The sequence below is a fragment of the Pseudomonas sp. Eth.TT006 genome (assembly GCF_054456575.1).
Map to the genome: position 1 here is coordinate 217,153 of NZ_JBTJEN010000005.1, position 15,581 is coordinate 232,733.

Genomic DNA, 15,581 nt, shown 5'->3' on the forward strand with positions numbered 1-15,581 from the left:
ATGTTGCTCCGTTAGCGGTTGCTGGACATGAATTGTTTGCAGCGCGCCGAAAGCGGGTTTTCGAACACCTGCTGAGGCGATCCTTGTTCTTCCACCAGCCCCTGGTGGAGGAACACCACTTCGCTGGAGACCTGACGGGCAAAGCCCATTTCGTGGGTCACCAACAACATGGTGCGGCCTTCTTCGGCCAGTGCGCGGATGACACTAAGTACTTCCTGAACCATTTCCGGGTCAAGGGCGGAGGTGGGCTCGTCGAACAGAATCACCTTCGGTTGCATCGCAAGCGTACGGGCGATCGCCGCGCGCTGTTGCTGACCACCGGACAGCTGTGACGGATAGGCGTGGCGCTTGTCGGCAATGCCGACCTTGGCCAGCAGCGCTTCGGCAACTTCGATCGCCTCGGCCTTGCTCTGGCCGAGCACACGGCGCGGGGCTTCGATGATGTTGTCGAGCACGCTCATGTGCGGCCACAGATTAAAGTTTTGAAACACAAAACCAATCTCGGAGCGCAGGCGGTTGATCTGTTTGCTGTCGGCGGCTACCAGCTCACCATTTTTGGCGGGCTTGAGCTTGAGCTCTTCACCGGCCACCAGAATCTGCCCCTGATGCGGGTTTTCCAACAGGTTGATGCAGCGCAGGAACGTGGACTTGCCGGAACCGGAGGAACCGAGGATCGAGATCACATCGCCGTCGCGGGCGGTCAGCGAGATGCCTTTGAGCACCTCAAGCTGTCCGTAGCGTTTGTGCAAGTTGCGGATTTCAAGCGCGGGCGTGGCCTCAGCCATGTGCGTTCCTCATATATGTTGCGCTCCTGCTGTTGGCGGGCCTTCCTGACGAGGCGGCCACGCTAGCATAGCGTTTCAATGGCAGCCAACAGCGCTACGAGCGGTAAGCGGATGGCCTGTGGCAGGTTGTCGCATCGGCACAGCAGACTGTCGCCCCATCAACAACCGAACGGGTGTTTGATCATGCAAACCCGTGGGTGTCGCGTAAAAAAAGGCGCGATGTTGCCAGCTTTGGCGGGGTGTTGGAAGCGCTATCCGGCCGAACGTTCCGGATTTGCCCTTTTATTGTGCATCCCACACTTTTTCCGTGTGTTTCTGGTGCGCTCGTTCGTTTTAAAAGTGGGTCGCAGGGTAACGCTTTGGCAAATTGCCATTAACTTTAAGGACTTACGATGACTGTCCGGTCGCGAGCAAAACCGCGGGCCAGAAGACTTTGAAACATTTTGGCGCATTTATTGCGTGCAGAATCTGGAACGCCCCGTTGGTTTCTTTTTACGAGAAGGAAATCCAGACAGGACGGACGCAATCGCTTTCCTCGCAAAGGTAGTTCCGATGAGCAGTTCTCCAAGCTCCAATGGCCTCGAACAGGGGCTCAAACCGCGTCATGTGACCATGTTGTCGATCGCCGGTGTTATCGGCGCCGGTCTGTTCGTTGGCTCCGGCCACGCGATCGCTGCCGCCGGCCCTGCCGTGCTGCTGGCTTACGCCGCCGCCGGTACCCTGGTGGTACTGGTCATGCGCATGCTCGGTGAAATGGCCGTCGCGTCTCCCGACACCGGTTCGTTCTCGACTTACGCCGACCGTGCCATCGGGCATTGGGCCGGTTTCACCATCGGCTGGTTGTACTGGTGGTTCTGGGTATTGGTGATCCCGCTGGAAGCCAACGCCGCCGCGACCATCCTCCACGCGTGGTTCCCGGGCGTCGACATCTGGGCCTTTGCTTTGGTCATCACCATGCTTCTCACAGTGACCAACCTGTTCAGCGTGAAAAACTACGGTGAATTCGAGTTCTGGTTCGCCCTGATCAAAGTGCTGGCGATCATCGGCTTCATCGCCCTGGGCCTCGCGGCAGTGTTCGGCTTCCTGCCGACCAGTCAGGTCAGCGGTGTTTCGCACCTGTTTGATTCCGGCGGCTTCCTGCCTAACGGCATGGGCGCGGTACTGGGCGCGATCCTCACTACGATGTTCTCGTTCATGGGCACCGAAATCGTGACCATTGCGGCCGCAGAATCGAAGAACCCGGGCAAGCAGATCTCCAAGGCCACTAACTCGGTGATCTGGCGGATCGGCCTGTTCTACCTCGTGTCGATCTTCATCGTCGTTGCCTTGGTGCCTTGGAACGATCCTGCGCTGGCTAACCTGGGCTCCTACCAGACCGTGCTGGAACGCATGGGCATTCCTAACGCGAAAATGATCGTCGACATCGTGGTTCTGGTTGCCGTGACCAGTTGCCTGAACTCGGCGCTGTACACTTCGTCGCGCATGCTGTTCTCGCTCGGCAAGCGCGGTGATGCACCGGCCATGTCGACCCGCACCAACAAAAGCGGCACGCCTTACTGGGCGGTGATGCTGTCCACCGGCGCGGCATTCCTGTGCACCTTCGCCAACTACGTGGCGCCGGCGGCGGTGTTCGAATTCCTGCTGGCCAGCTCCGGCGCCATCGCGCTGCTGGTGTACCTGGTGATCGCGTTCTCGCAACTGCGCATGCGCAAACAGCGGATTGCCCGTGGCGAGAAAATCGAATTCAGCATGTGGCTGTTTCCGGGCCTGACCTACGCGGTGATCATCTTCATCGTCGCGGCCCTGACCATCATGCTGTTCCAGGAAGCCCACCGCGTGGAAATCCTCGCGACCGGCCTGCTGAGCCTTATGGTGGTGGCTACCGGCCTGCTGGTGGCACGCCGTCGGAAGATGGAAAAGCGTGGTGCGGTGGTGTTGAGCTGATCCGTAGCGCGTAATGCAAAACGGCCGCTGTCAGTGATGACGAGCGGCCGTTTTTATTAGGGAGCGTTAATCAATTGGATGAACCCAGTCCTCAATACGCAATCCGGAAACGCGTTCAAATTCCCGCACATTGTTCGTGACCACGATAAGTCCAAGTGACCGGGCGTGACCTGCGATCATTTGGTCGTACGGCCCAATCGGTGTCCCCGCTTTCGCGAGTTCAGAGCGAATCATCCCGGTCTGTGCTGCTGCGTCATTGTCGAAGGGTAAGACTTCCAAGCGCGCAACGAACCCTTCTACAACCGCAAGATTCTTTTCTGGAGATGCTGACTTTTCAGCACCGTAAATAAGCTCCATGAGAGTGATAGCGCTGATGCACAACTGCCCGGAGTGTCGATTGAAAGCTCCCCGGACAATTTGTGGTTTGTTCTTGATGGTGAAGATACAGATGTTGGTATCCAGCATGTATTTGATCATCAGAACGACTCGCGCTCCTGATCCGCGGGTTGCTCACGGTCAGCCATGAAATCAGGGGTGACGTTGTCGCCATCAAACCAGCTATCCCAGCTTTCTCCAGCAGGCGTGATAACGCGTGTTCTGCCAATCGCAATGACTTCTACTCGTTTAACATCGCCGGGCATCGCAACTGCTTTTGGCAACCGAACTGCCTGACTTCTATTGCTCATGAAAATTGTGGTCTGTTCCATATTTGAACTCCCAAGTCTGTTCCTGTAGGAGATCAAGGATAAGTTGTGCATTGGATATGTCAACGGGATATACATTTTCATCGGACGAAGGGCAATCAAGGAGTCCGAGCAAAAACGGCCGCTGTCAGTGATGACGAGCGGCCGTTTTTGTTGGTGAGCGGGGTTTATTCGCTCTTGTCTTCCTGCGTGTCCACCGACTTGCCATAAGTATCCAGCGCAATCCCGAAATCGGTGATGAACTGCGGCTCGCTGAGCCAGGCCTGGGCGGTTTCGATGTCCATGCCGTCGGCCCACATGCGGTAGTCGATCAGCATGTCGGCGGCCAGGTGGGTGGCGGCCATGCCTTCGTTTTCAGCGTTTTCCATGTCCAGCAGTTCCGGGTGGTCAACGATGATGAACGCCAGTTCGCGCAGCAGCGTCAGCAGCATCTCGTTGCGGCTGACGGCTTCGGCATCGCGCATTTTGCTGAACATCGCCAAGGTGTAGTCCGGGATCGGCTCGGCCAGATGACCGAGGTCGTCGTCCTGTTCCAGCGGTTTGCGGCCGACCATGCGGATCTGCTTGGCTTTGGCCTTGGCGCGTTTGGCGCGTTTCTGTTGCTTGTTCAGGGATGCCATGGGAACTCAGTTCTTCGGTTGGGTTTGGGCGGCGATCGCGTCGGACGCGGCCACATAGTCAGCCTGGAAGGCCGGGGATTCGATCCAGGCCAGCGCGCCGGCCTCGTCGGTTTCCTGCGACCACTGGCGATACTCGATCAGCGCGGCGAGGATGAAATCCATCGCGCCCTCTTCGCCTTCCTGCTCGTACACCAGCTCCAGCAGCGGATCTTCGAGGAACGCGGTGCACATCGCTTGCTGGCTGATCTTCTCGGCGTCGATCATTTTCTTGAACAGCTCGGTCAGGTCCACTGACTCGAAATCGATGCGGTCATCGTTCGGGTCCAGTTCGACCGGTGCCTCGGCGCGTTTGGTGCGGTTCTGCCTGGCCTTGGTCTTGGCCCGGGCGGCGCGTTTTTGCTGCTTGTTGGCGGAGGCCATGGTGTGTTCCGTCGTACGTTGAAAGGGCTCAGCTGCGCGGCACTGTCCGCCCGGGTGTGTCGGGGGCCAGCTCGCCGGTGCAGTCAGGTCGGAGCGATGGGCCATAGTGTGGCTTGGTATGCGCTGCGAAAAAAGGCGAAATGTCGAATCAGTCACTTTCGGACTTTGGCCAAGCTCCAATCATTCTAAAACACATGCTTCTCTGGCCGGATCAAACAAGGAGTAACGGTTGGGCTCTGCAAGAGCCCGGGAGTCGTGCTCATGAAACGCGTTCTATCATTGCTGCTACCCATTGCAGCGGTTGCCGCATTGGTATTTCCGGCGATGCTGCAGGCTGCCAGCCTGGATCCGGTCGACAGTGCCGGCGTGCAAGTCCGGCAACAGCAGCAAAACGGCGTCAACTACCTGGCCGGAGGGATCGGTCTGGACGAGTCAAAAGCCATTCAACAATCCATCGGTTACAACCTGCACATGACCTTCGCTGTGGGTGCACAAGATCAGTACACCGCTGATGTCGATGTGCTGATTCAAAAGTCGACCGGACAAACCGTACTGACCCTCACCCGGACGGGGCCGCTGGTGTACGTGCAATTGCCGCCCGGCAAGTACACGGTGATCGCCACTCGCAATGGCGAAACGCGGCGCGATGTGACAGACGTTGGCAGCGGCACTGCACGCAATCTGGTATTCCACTGGAATGACGCGGGATAACTTTGGTGCGTTGGAAAATCGTGCGCGGGCACCACAGCCCGCGCCTTTTGTGATGCCATCAACGCCCTGTTACCGCTGCGCGCGCTTGCCGTTCTTTTTGTCACTGGGCTCTCGTGCCATCCGGTGCATCCATAATCCGATCCAGCCGACGGCTATCAGGAACACAGTGCCGACGCACTGCGACACGATCTCGAACCAGAACATTCGCGGTTGCAGCGCGAGGGTGTAGGTGTGACGCGGACCCGAGCGGTTCCAGGTGGTGATCGAGCCGCTGCTCAGGCTGTGAGCAATCAGGTATATCGATGCGCCGATAAGGAAGGCGATCAATACGCCGACGAGAACCATCAGCCAGAATGAAATCCGGCTCTGGCGATAGGGCGGCGGATGGGGCAGGGGTACGCGGGTTCGTTTCTGATTCATCGAGTGGATGACCTTCTTCCTTAAGGTGCGGCCAAAGTAGCGCGGATTGCCGTTGGCCGAAACCCGTCGACGCCGATAGCTCAGTGCGCGATCAAGACATCGTGATGTGCCGGAAGGATTCACGGGGTTTACTGGCGGCGCAAAAGGCCGGATTGAGTCGCCATCAAATCGCAGGCATAAAAAAACCCTGAATCTTGCGATTCAGGGTTTTCGGTATTTGGTGCCCAGAGACGGAATCGAACCGCCGACACGGGGATTTTCAATCCCCTGCTCTACCGACTGAGCTATCTGGGCAACGGGGCGCATTAAAAGCGTTTTTCAGGGTTCCGTCAACGAATTTTTTAAAATTTCTTAAATTAATTCCGTCGCTTACGATCCGAGCCCCGATTTGCAGGGTTTACTCTGCAGGCGGAACGTAGCCTTCGGCCTTGGCGTATTCCTCGCCGGAGAAGTACTTGTCCATTTCGCCCTGAAGATATTTGCGGTCTTCGGCGTTCATCATGTTCAGACGCTTTTCGTTGATCAGCAGGGTCTGGTGTTTCTGCCAGTCAGCCCAGGCCTTGGCCGAGACGTGGTCAAAGATGTCCTGGCCTTTGGCGCCCGGGAAAGGAGCGCGTTCCAGCGCGGGCAGTTGTTCTTTGTACTTGCGGCACATTACGGTGCGGGTCATGGCGACTCTCCTGCATTCAAGACGGCGGCCGCGCGTTCGAGCAAGGTTTTGACCGGGGCGGCGAGGCCCAGGCGCGGCGGGGTGGCGAGGTTATACCAGAGCCAGTCGGCCTCGGCCACGTGATGGCTGGCCTCCTGCACTTGAACCAGCCAGGGTTCGATGGACAACTGAAAGTGGCTGAAGGTGTGGACAAGGCTTGGCAGCGCCTGCTGCTCGCCCATGGTCAGCGAGTGCTGCGCGGCGAGATGTTGCAGATCGTCGAGGTCGTCGAGTTCCGGCAGGCTCCACAAACCGCCCCACAGGCCGCTGGACGGGCGGCGATAAAGCAGAATCGCGCCTTCGCCATTGGCCAGCATCGGCATCAGCGTGCGTTTTTGCGGAATGGCTTTGCGCGGCTTGGGGATCGGGTAGCGCGTCTCCAGGCCGAGCATGTGCGCTTCGCAGCCGCTTTTCAGCGGGCACAGCAGGCAGCTCGGTTTGCTGCGGGTGCACAGTGTGGCGCCGAGATCCATCATTGCCTGGGTGTAGGCGTTGACCCGATCGTGCGGGGTGAAACGCTCCGCGCTGGCCCACAGCTGTTTGGCGACCTTCGGTTCACCCGGGTAGCCCTCTTGCGCAGTAAAACGCGCCAGAACGCGTTTGACGTTGCCGTCGAGGATCGGCGCGCGCAGGCCCATGCTGATGCTGGCGATTGCGCCAGCGGTGGACAGGCCGATGCCCGGCAGATCCGTCAGCTTTTCGACGTCGCGGGGAAACTCGCCGCCGTACTGGCTGACGACGATCTTCGCGGTCTTCTGCAGATTGCGTGCGCGGGTGTAGTAACCGAGCCCGGTCCACAGGTGCAGGACTTCGTCCTCCGGTGCTTCGGCCAGCGCTTGCACCGTCGGCAGCGCGGTCATGAAGCGCTCGAAGTAATTGAGCACGGTGCTGACCTGAGTCTGCTGCAACATGATCTCCGAGACCCACACCCGATACGGATTGATGTCCTGCTGCCAAGGCAAATCGTGGCGGCCGTGGCGGTCGAACCATTCCAGCACCGCCGTGGAAAACTGCTCGGCTGTCATCGCTTGAACAGCCCCTTCAATGCGTTTTTCAATTCCGGGCTGACCTTGTCGCCGAGTTTTTCATCGATCTTCTCGCTGAGCTTGTCGCCGGCCATTTTGCTTGCGACCTGACCCAGGCGTTCGTTGTCCACGCGGCAGGCCTTGGCCCCCAGTTCCAGCGGACCACGGCAGCGCAGCGGCCACTCGATGCCGACGAATTTCTCGCCGACCTGACAGGCCGGATCCGGCATGGCGCTGGTGTCCCCCTCGACGATGATGCCGACACGGTAATCCATGCCCAGCACGCGCAGGTCGATGTCGCCGTCACCGTTGATGCTCATGCCCGGTATGCGCACTTTCAGGTCCGGGTTGCTGGCGACGCCGTTACGGAAAGTCAGGTTGCCCTTGAGTTCCTGGAACGGCGTGTCCTTGCCGCGCGGCTCGCCGCTGAGGGTTTTGCGGTTCAGGGTGGCGATGCCTTTGCACAGTTGCTGTTCAAGGTTGGCGTTGAGCAGCACGCCGTTGTTGATCACGAAACTGGCGTTGCCGTTGAGGGTATCGATCAGCGCCTGCTGGCTGTTGCCGCTGCCGGTGATGCTGCTGGTCAGCGTCACCAAGCCTTTGACGGGCGGGTTCTTGCCCTGGCTTTCGAGGATTTTCTCCACCGGCACGCGATTGATCCGGGTTTGCAGATTCAACACTGGCGCGCTCGGGCGCACGTCGAGGGTGCCCTTGGCTTCGAAGTCGCCGTTATACAGACCGCCGCGCAGGTTCTCCAGGGTCAGCAGGCCGCCCTGGCCGGTGGCTTTGAGTGCAGCGTTCTGGATCGGCAGTTTGTCGAGGGTCAGTTGGCCGAAGCTCAGATCGGCGTCGACGTCGAGTTTGGCCAGGCGTTCGACTGGCAGCAGGCGCTCGGTGCTCCAGGCACTTTTGCTCGGCTTGTCCGGCAGCGGCGTGGAACCGGCACCGGCCATCGCATCGGCTTCGGTGCTGGCGACTTCGGCTTGACGCGCTTGTGTGGCGTTTTTCGCCTTGTCCGATTTCGGCGGCAGGTAGCGGTCGACGTCGAACGTGTCAGCCTTGAGGATCGCGCGCAGCGACTGCTTGGCGAAATCTTCCACGGCAATGCGCCCGCTGAAGCTGCTGTCGTCGAGTTTCAGGTTGATATTGTCAAAGGCGACGCTGGTTGGCGTGGCGGCGATGCGGCTGACCAGCTCGACCTTGCTCAGGCTGCCGGGCGCCATCGCTGGCAGCGTCTGGCCGATGCTGTCGACGAATTTCGCCAGATCGAACTGGGCGATCGAGAGGCCGCCAGTGATCTGCGGGGTCTTGTCGAGGTTGTTGGCCTTCAGCTCGCCGAGCGCGCGCAACTGGTTGGCGGAAATCTTGATACCGGTCCATTCGGCGATGTTCGCCGCTTTGTCCAGCAAAACCTGGCCTTGTGCGGAGAAGGTCATGGCCTTGCCCTGCAGCGGATCGCCAGTCAGTTCACCGGACAATTTCATGTCTTCGAACTTGTAGCGTTGCAGGGCGCGCTCGATGCGCAGCTCACCGTTGAGCTCGGTGCGCACGCGCAGTACCGGCTGATTGGTGCTGAGGAACGCGGTGGCTTTCAGCGGAATATTGGTCGAATCGTGTACCGCGCCGGTGCTCAGTTGAATACTTTCGGCGCTGTACTGCTTGCCGGTCTGCTCGTCGTTGTATTCAACGCGGGCGTTGTTGACGGTCAGGCTGTCGATGTCGAGGCGGATTGGCTGCGGCGGTTTTTCCGGCTGGGCGGTGGCCTCTGCAGCGGGAGCGCTGGCGGGCGTCGGGCTGCCGGCGGGCGTGGCGGGAGGCGGCAGCTTGCCGATGTCTTCCCAGTTGCCGTGGCCGTTCTTGTCGCGTTTGAGGCGCAGGTTCAGGCCTTCGACCCGCACGTCGCTCATCTGCACTTCGCGGCGCAACAGCGGCAGCACGCGCACCGACAGGCCGAGCATTTGCAGATCGGCATAGGGTTCGGTCGGATTGATCAGCGTGGCGACGCTGGCCTCATGCAGTTCCAGGCCGAGCCACGGGAACAGGCTCCAGCCGATATCGCCATTGAGCGTCAGCTCGATGTGGGCCTTGTCGCGGGCTATCTGGCGAATTTCTTCTTTGTAGTCGTTGGGATCAAACAGGTGAGTCAGGGCAAAGCCCGCTCCCACAATGATCAGCAACAGCCCGAGAAGCACCAGACCCAGGATTTTGCCGAACGCTTTCATGGGCGAGTCCTTGTAGTTAGTCGAATTCGTAATTTAGCCGGGGAGTATAGCGCTGCATCCACCCGGTTCGGGACACCGTCATTCAGCGCTGACCTGCAGCGGTACCCGCAGTTTTGCGGCCAGCGCCTGGGTTTCAAGGTGTCCGGCAGGGGCCAGCAGGCGCAGTTGTGCACCCGCTTGCGACGCCATTTTCTGCGCTTGGTTCACCAGCCGCTCGGCCACCCCACGGCGCCGGGTGACTTTTCGCACACATAAATGCGACAAGTACCAGACCGCGTCGTGCCTTGTCAGGCGCGCCGCACCGAGCAGGCGATCATTGAAACGTCCTGCAATCAAAGAGCCGTCAGCCAAGCAGCTTTCGATCAGTTGAGAGTCCCCGGAATAGGGTGCGAACAGCCATTGCGGGGCGTCACGATAGATTTTCTGCAGATCCTGTTGATCCTGGTAGCTGGCGTCTTCAAGCACTTGAACGATGACAGGCATGATTTTTCCATTTGTGAGGCTCTCTGTAGGAGCTGCCGCAGGCTGCGATCTTTTGATGCTGGCGATTTCAAAAAAGGTCAAAAGATCGCAGCGTTCCGCAGCTCCTACAGGTAAGAAGATCAGGTGACACGAAAAAGGTGATATCAGTTTGGTTTTTCTGTCACGTGCAAATGGTAACCTTTGCCAGTTCGTCCGTCCTTCTGCGACTTAACGTCGCGCCATCAAGGAGCTTCACCTACAAAAACGGTCATGCCTGCGTGCATAAAGGCCGAGGGTGAGCAGTGGCTGGCGAACCATACTAATAATTGGGGGAAACACCATGAGCACAAGCATCACGGCGGACGGCCTTCGCGCCGACCAGCCTGCGTTCCTGTCCAAGGAGCGCATCATCGCCAAACCCGGTTTCAACCGCTGGCTGGTGCCACCGGCCGCGCTGGCCATCCACCTGTGCATCGGCATGGCCTACGGCTTCTCGGTGTTCTGGTTGCCGCTGTCCAAGGCGCTGGGCGTCACCGCTCCGGTGGCTTGCGCACCGGACATGAGCTTCATCGCACAAGTGTTCTCGTCGCAATGCGACTGGCCGATCTCGATGCTCGGCTGGATCTACACCCTGTTCTTCATCTTCCTCGGCTGCTCGGCAGCGATCTGGGGTGGCTGGCTGGAACACGCCGGGCCACGCAAGGCCGGTGTGGTATCGGCATTGTGCTGGTGCGGTGGTCTGCTGATCTCGGCGCTGGGTATTTATACCCACCAGATCTGGCTGATGTGGCTTGGTTCGGGCGTGATCGGCGGTATCGGTCTGGGCCTGGGCTACATTTCGCCGGTTTCGACCCTGATCAAGTGGTTCCCGGACAAGCGCGGCATGGCCACCGGCATGGCAATCATGGGCTTCGGTGGCGGCGCGATGGTCGGTGCACCACTGGCCACTGCGCTGATGAGCCACTTCGCTTCGCCGAGCGGCGTCGGCGTCTGGCAGAGCTTCGTCGCCATGGCCGCGATCTACTTCGTGTTCATGATCGGTGGCGCACTGGCCTACCGCGTGCCGCCAACCGGCTGGAAGCCTGAAGGCTGGACCGCGCCGGCGAAGAAAGCCTCGAACGCGATGATCACCCACCGTCACGTGCACGTGAATGTGGCGTGGAAAACCCCGCAATTCCGTCTGGTGTGGCTGGTGCTGTGCCTGAACGTGTCCGCCGGTATCGGCATCCTCGGCATGGCTTCGCCACTGCTGCAGGAAGTGTTCGGCGGCAAGCTGCTGGGCGTTGACGTGCCGTTTGGTCAACTCGATGCCGGGCAACTGGCTTCGATTGCCGCGATTGCTGCCGGTTTCACCGGTCTGCTGAGCCTGTTCAACATCGGTGGCCGATTCTTCTGGGCTTCGTTCTCGGACTACCTGGGACGCAAAAACACCTACTTCGTGTTCTTCGCCCTGGGTTTTGCCCTGTACGCGCTGATCCCGAACATGGGGCACCTGGGCAACGTTGCGCTGTTCGTGGCGGCGTTCTGCATCATCCTGTCGATGTACGGTGGTGGTTTCGCGACCGTTCCGGCCTATCTGGCCGACCTGTTCGGTACGCAAATGGTCGGTGCGATCCATGGGCGTCTGCTGACGGCCTGGGCGGCGGCCGGCGTGCTCGGCCCGGTGCTGGTCAACTACCTGCGTGAGTATCAGTTGAGCATTGGCGTTGAACGCGCTGCCGCTTACGACATCACCCTGTACATCCTCGCCGGCTTGCTGGTGCTGGGCTTCCTGTGCAACCTGATGGTGCGTCCGGTGGCCGACAAGTACTTCATGACCGACGCCGAACTGGCTGCCGAACAGGCACTGGGTCATGACAAAGGTGCCGACAGCAGCACCGTGCTGGAGTGGAAAGCCGCGCCGGGCAGCAAGCCGCTGGCGATCGCCGCGTGGCTGGTGGTCGGTATTCCGCTGGCGTGGGGTGTGTGGGTGACCTTGCAGAAGACGGCGGTCCTGTTTCACTAAGGTGTTAGCTGGATAAACACCGACCCTGTGGGAGCGAGCTTGCTCGCGAAGGCGCAGTGTCAGTCGACGGCAATGTTGGCTGATCGACCGCTTTCGCGAGCAAGCCCGCTCCCACATTTGTTTTCGGCTGCCTGTCATGGCTTGTATGGACATGTCTACCCGCGACAGCCGGGGCTTCTGTCCGTCAGCCATATCACCTCTCGTGTTTCTGTTTACGCCCCGCGTGCCTATAATGGCTGCCTTTTTCGCCCAATGATTTTGCGGAGCTGGTGATGGCCGAACGTAAGGCGTCTGTCGAGCGCGACACTCTGGAAACCCAGATCAAAGCCTCGATCAACCTTGATGGCACCGGAAAGGCCCGATTCGATATCGGCGTTCCTTTTCTTGAGCACATGCTGGATCAGATCGCCCGTCACGGGTTGATCGACCTGGATATCGAATGCAAGGGCGATCTGCATATCGACGACCACCATACGGTGGAAGACGTCGGTATCACCCTCGGCCAGGCCTTCGCCAAAGCCATCGGCGACAAGAAAGGCATCCGTCGCTACGGCCACGCCTACGTGCCGCTCGATGAAGCGCTGTCGCGTGTGGTGATCGACTTCTCCGGCCGTCCAGGCCTGCAGATGCACGTGCCGTACACCCGCGCCACCGTGGGCGGCTTCGACGTTGACCTGTTCCAGGAATTCTTCCAGGGCTTCGTCAATCACGCGCTGGTCAGCCTGCACATCGACAACCTGCGAGGCACCAACACCCACCACCAGATCGAAACCGTGTTCAAGGCTTTCGGCCGCGCCCTGCGCATGGCGGTGGAGCTGGATGAGCGCATGGCCGGGCAAATGCCATCGACCAAAGGCGTTCTGTAATGCAGACGGTTGCAGTTATCGACTACGGCATGGGCAACCTGCACTCGGTGGCCAAAGCCCTCGAGCACGTGGGTGCCGGCAAGGTGCTGATCACCAGCGACGCGGCCGTAATCCGCGAAGCCGACCGTGTGGTATTTCCCGGTGTGGGCGCGATTCGCGATTGCATGGCGGAGATCCGCCGGCTCGGTTTCGATTCGCTGGTGCGTGAAGTCAGCCAGGACCGTCCGTTTCTCGGCATCTGCGTCGGCATGCAGGCCTTGCTCGACAGCAGCGAAGAGAACGACGGCGTCGACTGCATCGGCCTGTTTCCGGGTGCGGTGAAGTTCTTCGGCAAAGACCTGCATGAAGACGGCGAGCACCTGAAAGTCCCGCACATGGGCTGGAACCAGGTGCAGCAGAAGGTCGATCACCCGCTGTGGCACGACATTCCGGACCTGGCGCGTTTCTACTTCGTGCACAGCTACTACATCGCCGCCGCCAACGCGCGGCAGGTGGTGGGCAGCGGTCATTACGGGGTCGATTTCGCCGCAGCGCTGGCCGACGGCTCGCGTTTCGCCGTGCAGTTCCACCCGGAGAAGAGCCATACCCATGGCCTGCAATTGCTGCAGAACTTCGCCGCGTGGGACGGTCGCTGGTAAATGGCCACCAGGAAAACCAAACCGCCGATCCTGACCCTCACTCCCGAACAGGAGAGCGAGGCCAATCGCAAGATCCAGCGGTTCATGGAAGAGCGTTTCGAACTGGACCTGGGTTCGTTCGAGGCGGCGGAAATTCTTGAGCTGTTTACCCGCGACATCGCTCCGCACTATTACAACAGGGCGATTTTCGATGTGCAGACCCACCTCAAGGAGCGGTTTGAAAGCATCGAAAGCGACCTGTGGGCGCTCGAAAAAAATTAGGAGCAGCTGCAAGCCGCAAGCTTCAAGCTGCAAGAACTGGTACACCGCATGCTCGCAGCTAGTCGCTTGCAGCTTGCCGCTCTTTTGACGAAGGAAAAAGCATGCTGATTATTCCCGCTATCGATCTCAAAGACGGTGCCTGCGTACGTCTGCGCCAGGGCCGCATGGAAGATTCCACGGTGTTCTCCGATGACCCGGTGAGCATGGCTGCCAAGTGGGTGGAGGGCGGTTGCCGTCGTCTGCATCTGGTCGATCTGAACGGCGCGTTCGAAGGCCAGCCGGTCAACGGCGAAGTGGTCACCGCGATCGCCAAACGCTACCCGAACCTGCCGATCCAGATCGGTGGCGGCATCCGTTCGCTGGAAACCATCGAGCACTACGTCAAGGCCGGCGTGAGCTACGTGATCATCGGTACCAAAGCGGTGAAGGATCCGGCGTTCGTCGCGCAGGCCTGCCGTGCGTTCCCGGGCAAGATCATCGTCGGTCTGGATGCCAAGGACGGTTTCGTCGCCACTGATGGCTGGGCTGAAATCAGCACGGTGCAAGTCATTGATCTGGCCAAGCAGTTTGAAGCCGATGGCGTGTCGTCGATCGTTTATACCGACATCGCCAAAGACGGCATGATGCAGGGCTGCAACGTACCGTTCACCGCAGCACTGGCAGCGGCGACGAAGATTCCGGTCATCGCGTCCGGCGGCATTCACAATCTGGGTGACATCAAGACGCTGCTCGACGCCAAGGCGCCAGGCATCATCGGCGCTATCACTGGTCGGGCGATCTATGAGGGCACTTTGGATGTTGCAGAGGCTCAAGCTTTTTGTGATGGCTACGCGGCCAGATAAAAGCAGCTTCAAGTTGCAAGCTGCGAGCTGCAAGTTAGAAGCGCGACCGCAATCGGCCCTTTCTTGCAGCTTGAAGCTTGAAGCTTCTTAATCGGAGATTAAGTCTTATGGCGTTAGCCAAGCGCATCATCCCTTGCCTGGACGTGGACAACGGCCGGGTCGTCAAAGGTGTGAAATTCGAGAACATCCGCGACGCCGGTGACCCGGTGGAAATCGCCCGTCGCTATGACGAGCAGGGTGCCGACGAGATTACTTTCCTCGACATCACCGCCAGCGTCGATGGCCGCGACACCACGCTGCATACCGTCGAGCGCATGGCCAGCCAGGTGTTCATCCCGCTGACTGTCGGCGGCGGCGTGCGCACCGTGCAGGACATTCGCAACCTGCTCAATGCCGGTGCGGACAAGGTCTCGATCAACACCGCAGCGGTGTTCAACCCGGAGTTCGTCGGCGAAGCCGCGCAGCATTTCGGCTCGCAATGCATCGTCGTCGCCATCGACGCGAAGAAGGTTTCCGGGCCGGGCGAAACCCCGCGCTGGGAAATCTTCACCCACGGCGGGCGCAAGCCGACTGGCCTTGATGCGGTCGAGTGGGCGAAGAAGATGGAGGGCCTGGGCGCCGGCGAGATCCTGCTGACCAGCATGGATCAGGACGGCATGAAAAACGGTTTCGACCTCGGCGTGACCCGCGCCATCAGCGACGCGCTGGGCATTCCGGTGATTGCCTCTGGCGGCGTCGGTAACCTGCAGCACCTGGCGGATGGCATTCTCGAAGGCCACGCCAGCGCAGTGCTCGCCGCGAGTATTTTCCACTTCGGCGAATACACCGTGCAGGAAGCCAAAGCGTATATGGCCAAACGCGGCATCGTGATGCGCTAAACCGTACAGGCCAGTGGACAGCATGGCGTACCCAAGGCACTCTTGGGCACGCCATGGATTCCGGTAGCC

The 15,581-nt window shown here is 59.8% G+C and carries 18 protein-coding genes, 1 tRNA gene and 1 pseudogene; 8 read left to right on the forward strand and 12 right to left on the reverse strand.

Annotation, left to right across the window (positions count from 1 at the left end; genetic code table 11):
- Positions 1–11 precede the first annotated feature (11 nt).
- Positions 12–785, reverse strand: a complete 774-nt coding sequence (locus ACXR0M_RS10525) for an ABC transporter ATP-binding protein (RefSeq protein ID WP_458831841.1) — start codon at positions 783–785, stop codon at positions 12–14.
- A gap of 552 nt (positions 786–1,337) precedes the next feature.
- On the opposite strand from ACXR0M_RS10525, the gene gabP reads away from it, so the two are divergent.
- Complete coding sequence (gene gabP / locus ACXR0M_RS10530) at positions 1,338–2,729, forward strand: GABA permease (protein ID WP_458831842.1); 1,392 nt, start codon at positions 1,338–1,340, stop codon at positions 2,727–2,729.
- A gap of 66 nt (positions 2,730–2,795) precedes the next feature.
- Here the strand turns inward: gabP and vapC are convergent, their stop codons facing one another.
- The 5 genes and pseudogenes from vapC to ACXR0M_RS10555 form a co-directional block, all read right to left on the reverse strand.
- Positions 2,796–3,206 (reverse strand): type II toxin-antitoxin system tRNA(fMet)-specific endonuclease VapC, encoded by a 411-nt coding sequence (vapC, locus tag ACXR0M_RS10535; protein ID WP_458831843.1) that lies wholly within the window; start codon positions 3,204–3,206, stop codon positions 2,796–2,798.
- Positions 3,206–3,436 (reverse strand): type II toxin-antitoxin system VapB family antitoxin, encoded by a 231-nt coding sequence (vapB, locus tag ACXR0M_RS10540; protein WP_458831844.1) that lies wholly within the window; start codon positions 3,434–3,436, stop codon positions 3,206–3,208. The genes vapC and vapB overlap by 1 nt, the downstream gene beginning before the upstream one ends.
- Positions 3,437–3,600: 164 nt before the next feature.
- Positions 3,601–4,053 carry a hypothetical protein gene (locus ACXR0M_RS10545; protein WP_458831845.1) on the reverse strand — a complete coding sequence of 151 codons (453 nt, stop codon included), beginning with the start codon at positions 4,051–4,053 and terminating at the stop codon, positions 3,601–3,603.
- Positions 4,054–4,059: 6 nt separating this feature from the next.
- Positions 4,060–4,473: a hypothetical protein gene (locus tag ACXR0M_RS10550; RefSeq protein WP_458831846.1), complete on the reverse strand. Its 414-nt coding sequence runs from the start codon at positions 4,471–4,473 to the stop codon at positions 4,060–4,062.
- A 28-nt stretch (positions 4,474–4,501) separates the two neighbouring features.
- A pseudogene (locus tag ACXR0M_RS10555) lies at positions 4,502–4,622 on the reverse strand (alpha/beta hydrolase); the annotation flags it as partial.
- A gap of 112 nt (positions 4,623–4,734) precedes the next feature.
- Here ACXR0M_RS10555 and ACXR0M_RS10560 point away from each other — a divergent pair.
- The gene (locus ACXR0M_RS10560; RefSeq protein WP_458831847.1) at positions 4,735–5,184 is read left to right on the forward strand and encodes a carboxypeptidase regulatory-like domain-containing protein; all 450 of its coding nucleotides are present in this window, start codon (positions 4,735–4,737) and stop codon (positions 5,182–5,184) included.
- 69 nt (positions 5,185–5,253) lie between these two features.
- Here the strand turns inward: ACXR0M_RS10560 and ACXR0M_RS10565 are convergent, their stop codons facing one another.
- The 6 genes from ACXR0M_RS10565 to ACXR0M_RS10590 form a co-directional block, all read right to left on the reverse strand.
- On the reverse strand, positions 5,254–5,727 hold the full coding sequence (locus ACXR0M_RS10565) for a hypothetical protein (protein WP_458831848.1): 474 nt from the start codon (positions 5,725–5,727) through the stop codon (positions 5,254–5,256).
- Positions 5,728–5,822: 95 nt separating this feature from the next.
- Positions 5,823–5,898 (reverse strand) — tRNA-Phe (locus ACXR0M_RS10570).
- Between the two features lie 103 nt (positions 5,899–6,001).
- Positions 6,002–6,274, reverse strand: a complete 273-nt coding sequence (locus tag ACXR0M_RS10575; protein WP_101156793.1) for an oxidative damage protection protein — start codon at positions 6,272–6,274, stop codon at positions 6,002–6,004.
- Complete coding sequence (gene mutY / locus ACXR0M_RS10580) at positions 6,271–7,338, reverse strand: A/G-specific adenine glycosylase (protein ID WP_458831849.1); 1,068 nt, start codon at positions 7,336–7,338, stop codon at positions 6,271–6,273. The genes ACXR0M_RS10575 and mutY overlap by 4 nt, the downstream gene beginning before the upstream one ends.
- The gene (locus ACXR0M_RS10585; RefSeq protein WP_458831850.1) at positions 7,335–9,560 is read right to left on the reverse strand and encodes an AsmA family protein; all 2,226 of its coding nucleotides are present in this window, start codon (positions 9,558–9,560) and stop codon (positions 7,335–7,337) included. Before ACXR0M_RS10585 ends, mutY begins: the two co-directional genes overlap by 4 nt.
- Before the next feature lie 78 nt (positions 9,561–9,638).
- The gene (locus tag ACXR0M_RS10590) at positions 9,639–10,043 is read right to left on the reverse strand and encodes an acetyl-CoA sensor PanZ family protein (RefSeq protein WP_458831962.1); all 405 of its coding nucleotides are present in this window, start codon (positions 10,041–10,043) and stop codon (positions 9,639–9,641) included.
- A gap of 319 nt (positions 10,044–10,362) precedes the next feature.
- On the opposite strand from ACXR0M_RS10590, the gene ACXR0M_RS10595 reads away from it, so the two are divergent.
- The 6 genes from ACXR0M_RS10595 to hisF all read left to right on the forward strand — a co-directional run bounded on the left by ACXR0M_RS10595 (position 10,363) and on the right by hisF (position 15,512).
- Positions 10,363–12,027: an OFA family MFS transporter gene (locus ACXR0M_RS10595; protein WP_458831851.1), complete on the forward strand. Its 1,665-nt coding sequence runs from the start codon at positions 10,363–10,365 to the stop codon at positions 12,025–12,027.
- 272 nt (positions 12,028–12,299) lie between these two features.
- Positions 12,300–12,893, forward strand: coding sequence for an imidazoleglycerol-phosphate dehydratase HisB (gene hisB, locus ACXR0M_RS10600; protein WP_007909204.1), 594 nt, complete (start codon positions 12,300–12,302; stop codon positions 12,891–12,893).
- Complete coding sequence (hisH, locus tag ACXR0M_RS10605; RefSeq protein WP_458831852.1) at positions 12,893–13,531, forward strand: imidazole glycerol phosphate synthase subunit HisH; 639 nt, start codon at positions 12,893–12,895, stop codon at positions 13,529–13,531. Before hisB ends, hisH begins: the two co-directional genes overlap by 1 nt.
- On the forward strand, positions 13,532–13,792 hold the full coding sequence (locus tag ACXR0M_RS10610; RefSeq protein WP_458831853.1) for a DUF2164 domain-containing protein: 261 nt from the start codon (positions 13,532–13,534) through the stop codon (positions 13,790–13,792).
- 101 nt (positions 13,793–13,893) lie between these two features.
- Positions 13,894–14,634, forward strand: coding sequence for a 1-(5-phosphoribosyl)-5-[(5-phosphoribosylamino)methylideneamino]imidazole-4-carboxamide isomerase (gene hisA, locus ACXR0M_RS10615; protein ID WP_458831854.1), 741 nt, complete (start codon positions 13,894–13,896; stop codon positions 14,632–14,634).
- 107 nt (positions 14,635–14,741) lie between these two features.
- Positions 14,742–15,512, forward strand: a complete 771-nt coding sequence (hisF, locus tag ACXR0M_RS10620) for an imidazole glycerol phosphate synthase subunit HisF (protein ID WP_007909211.1) — start codon at positions 14,742–14,744, stop codon at positions 15,510–15,512.
- Positions 15,513–15,581 lie beyond the last annotated feature (69 nt).

Excerpts from the sequence above, each read along its gene's own strand:
- ACXR0M_RS10525 (WP_458831841.1), bottom strand. The coding sequence starts at position 785 with ATGGCTGAGGCCACGCCCGCGCTTGAAATCCGCAACTTGCACAAACGC.
- gabP (WP_458831842.1), top strand. The coding sequence starts at position 1,338 with ATGAGCAGTTCTCCAAGCTCCAATGGCCTCGAACAGGGGCTCAAACCG.
- vapC (WP_458831843.1), bottom strand. The coding sequence starts at position 3,206 with ATGATCAAATACATGCTGGATACCAACATCTGTATCTTCACCATCAAG.
- vapB (WP_458831844.1), bottom strand. The coding sequence starts at position 3,436 with ATGGAACAGACCACAATTTTCATGAGCAATAGAAGTCAGGCAGTTCGG.
- ACXR0M_RS10545 (WP_458831845.1), bottom strand. The coding sequence starts at position 4,053 with ATGGCATCCCTGAACAAGCAACAGAAACGCGCCAAACGCGCCAAGGCC.
- ACXR0M_RS10550 (WP_458831846.1), bottom strand. The coding sequence starts at position 4,473 with ATGGCCTCCGCCAACAAGCAGCAAAAACGCGCCGCCCGGGCCAAGACC.
- ACXR0M_RS10560 (WP_458831847.1), top strand. The coding sequence starts at position 4,735 with ATGAAACGCGTTCTATCATTGCTGCTACCCATTGCAGCGGTTGCCGCA.
- ACXR0M_RS10575 (WP_101156793.1), bottom strand. The coding sequence starts at position 6,274 with ATGACCCGCACCGTAATGTGCCGCAAGTACAAAGAACAACTGCCCGCG.
- mutY (WP_458831849.1), bottom strand. The coding sequence starts at position 7,338 with ATGACAGCCGAGCAGTTTTCCACGGCGGTGCTGGAATGGTTCGACCGC.
- ACXR0M_RS10585 (WP_458831850.1), bottom strand. The coding sequence starts at position 9,560 with ATGAAAGCGTTCGGCAAAATCCTGGGTCTGGTGCTTCTCGGGCTGTTG.
- ACXR0M_RS10590 (WP_458831962.1), bottom strand. The coding sequence starts at position 10,043 with ATGCCTGTCATCGTTCAAGTGCTTGAAGACGCCAGCTACCAGGATCAA.
- ACXR0M_RS10595 (WP_458831851.1), top strand. The coding sequence starts at position 10,363 with ATGAGCACAAGCATCACGGCGGACGGCCTTCGCGCCGACCAGCCTGCG.
- hisB (WP_007909204.1), top strand. The coding sequence starts at position 12,300 with ATGGCCGAACGTAAGGCGTCTGTCGAGCGCGACACTCTGGAAACCCAG.
- hisH (WP_458831852.1), top strand. The coding sequence starts at position 12,893 with ATGCAGACGGTTGCAGTTATCGACTACGGCATGGGCAACCTGCACTCG.
- ACXR0M_RS10610 (WP_458831853.1), top strand. The coding sequence starts at position 13,532 with ATGGCCACCAGGAAAACCAAACCGCCGATCCTGACCCTCACTCCCGAA.
- hisA (WP_458831854.1), top strand. The coding sequence starts at position 13,894 with ATGCTGATTATTCCCGCTATCGATCTCAAAGACGGTGCCTGCGTACGT.
- hisF (WP_007909211.1), top strand. The coding sequence starts at position 14,742 with ATGGCGTTAGCCAAGCGCATCATCCCTTGCCTGGACGTGGACAACGGC.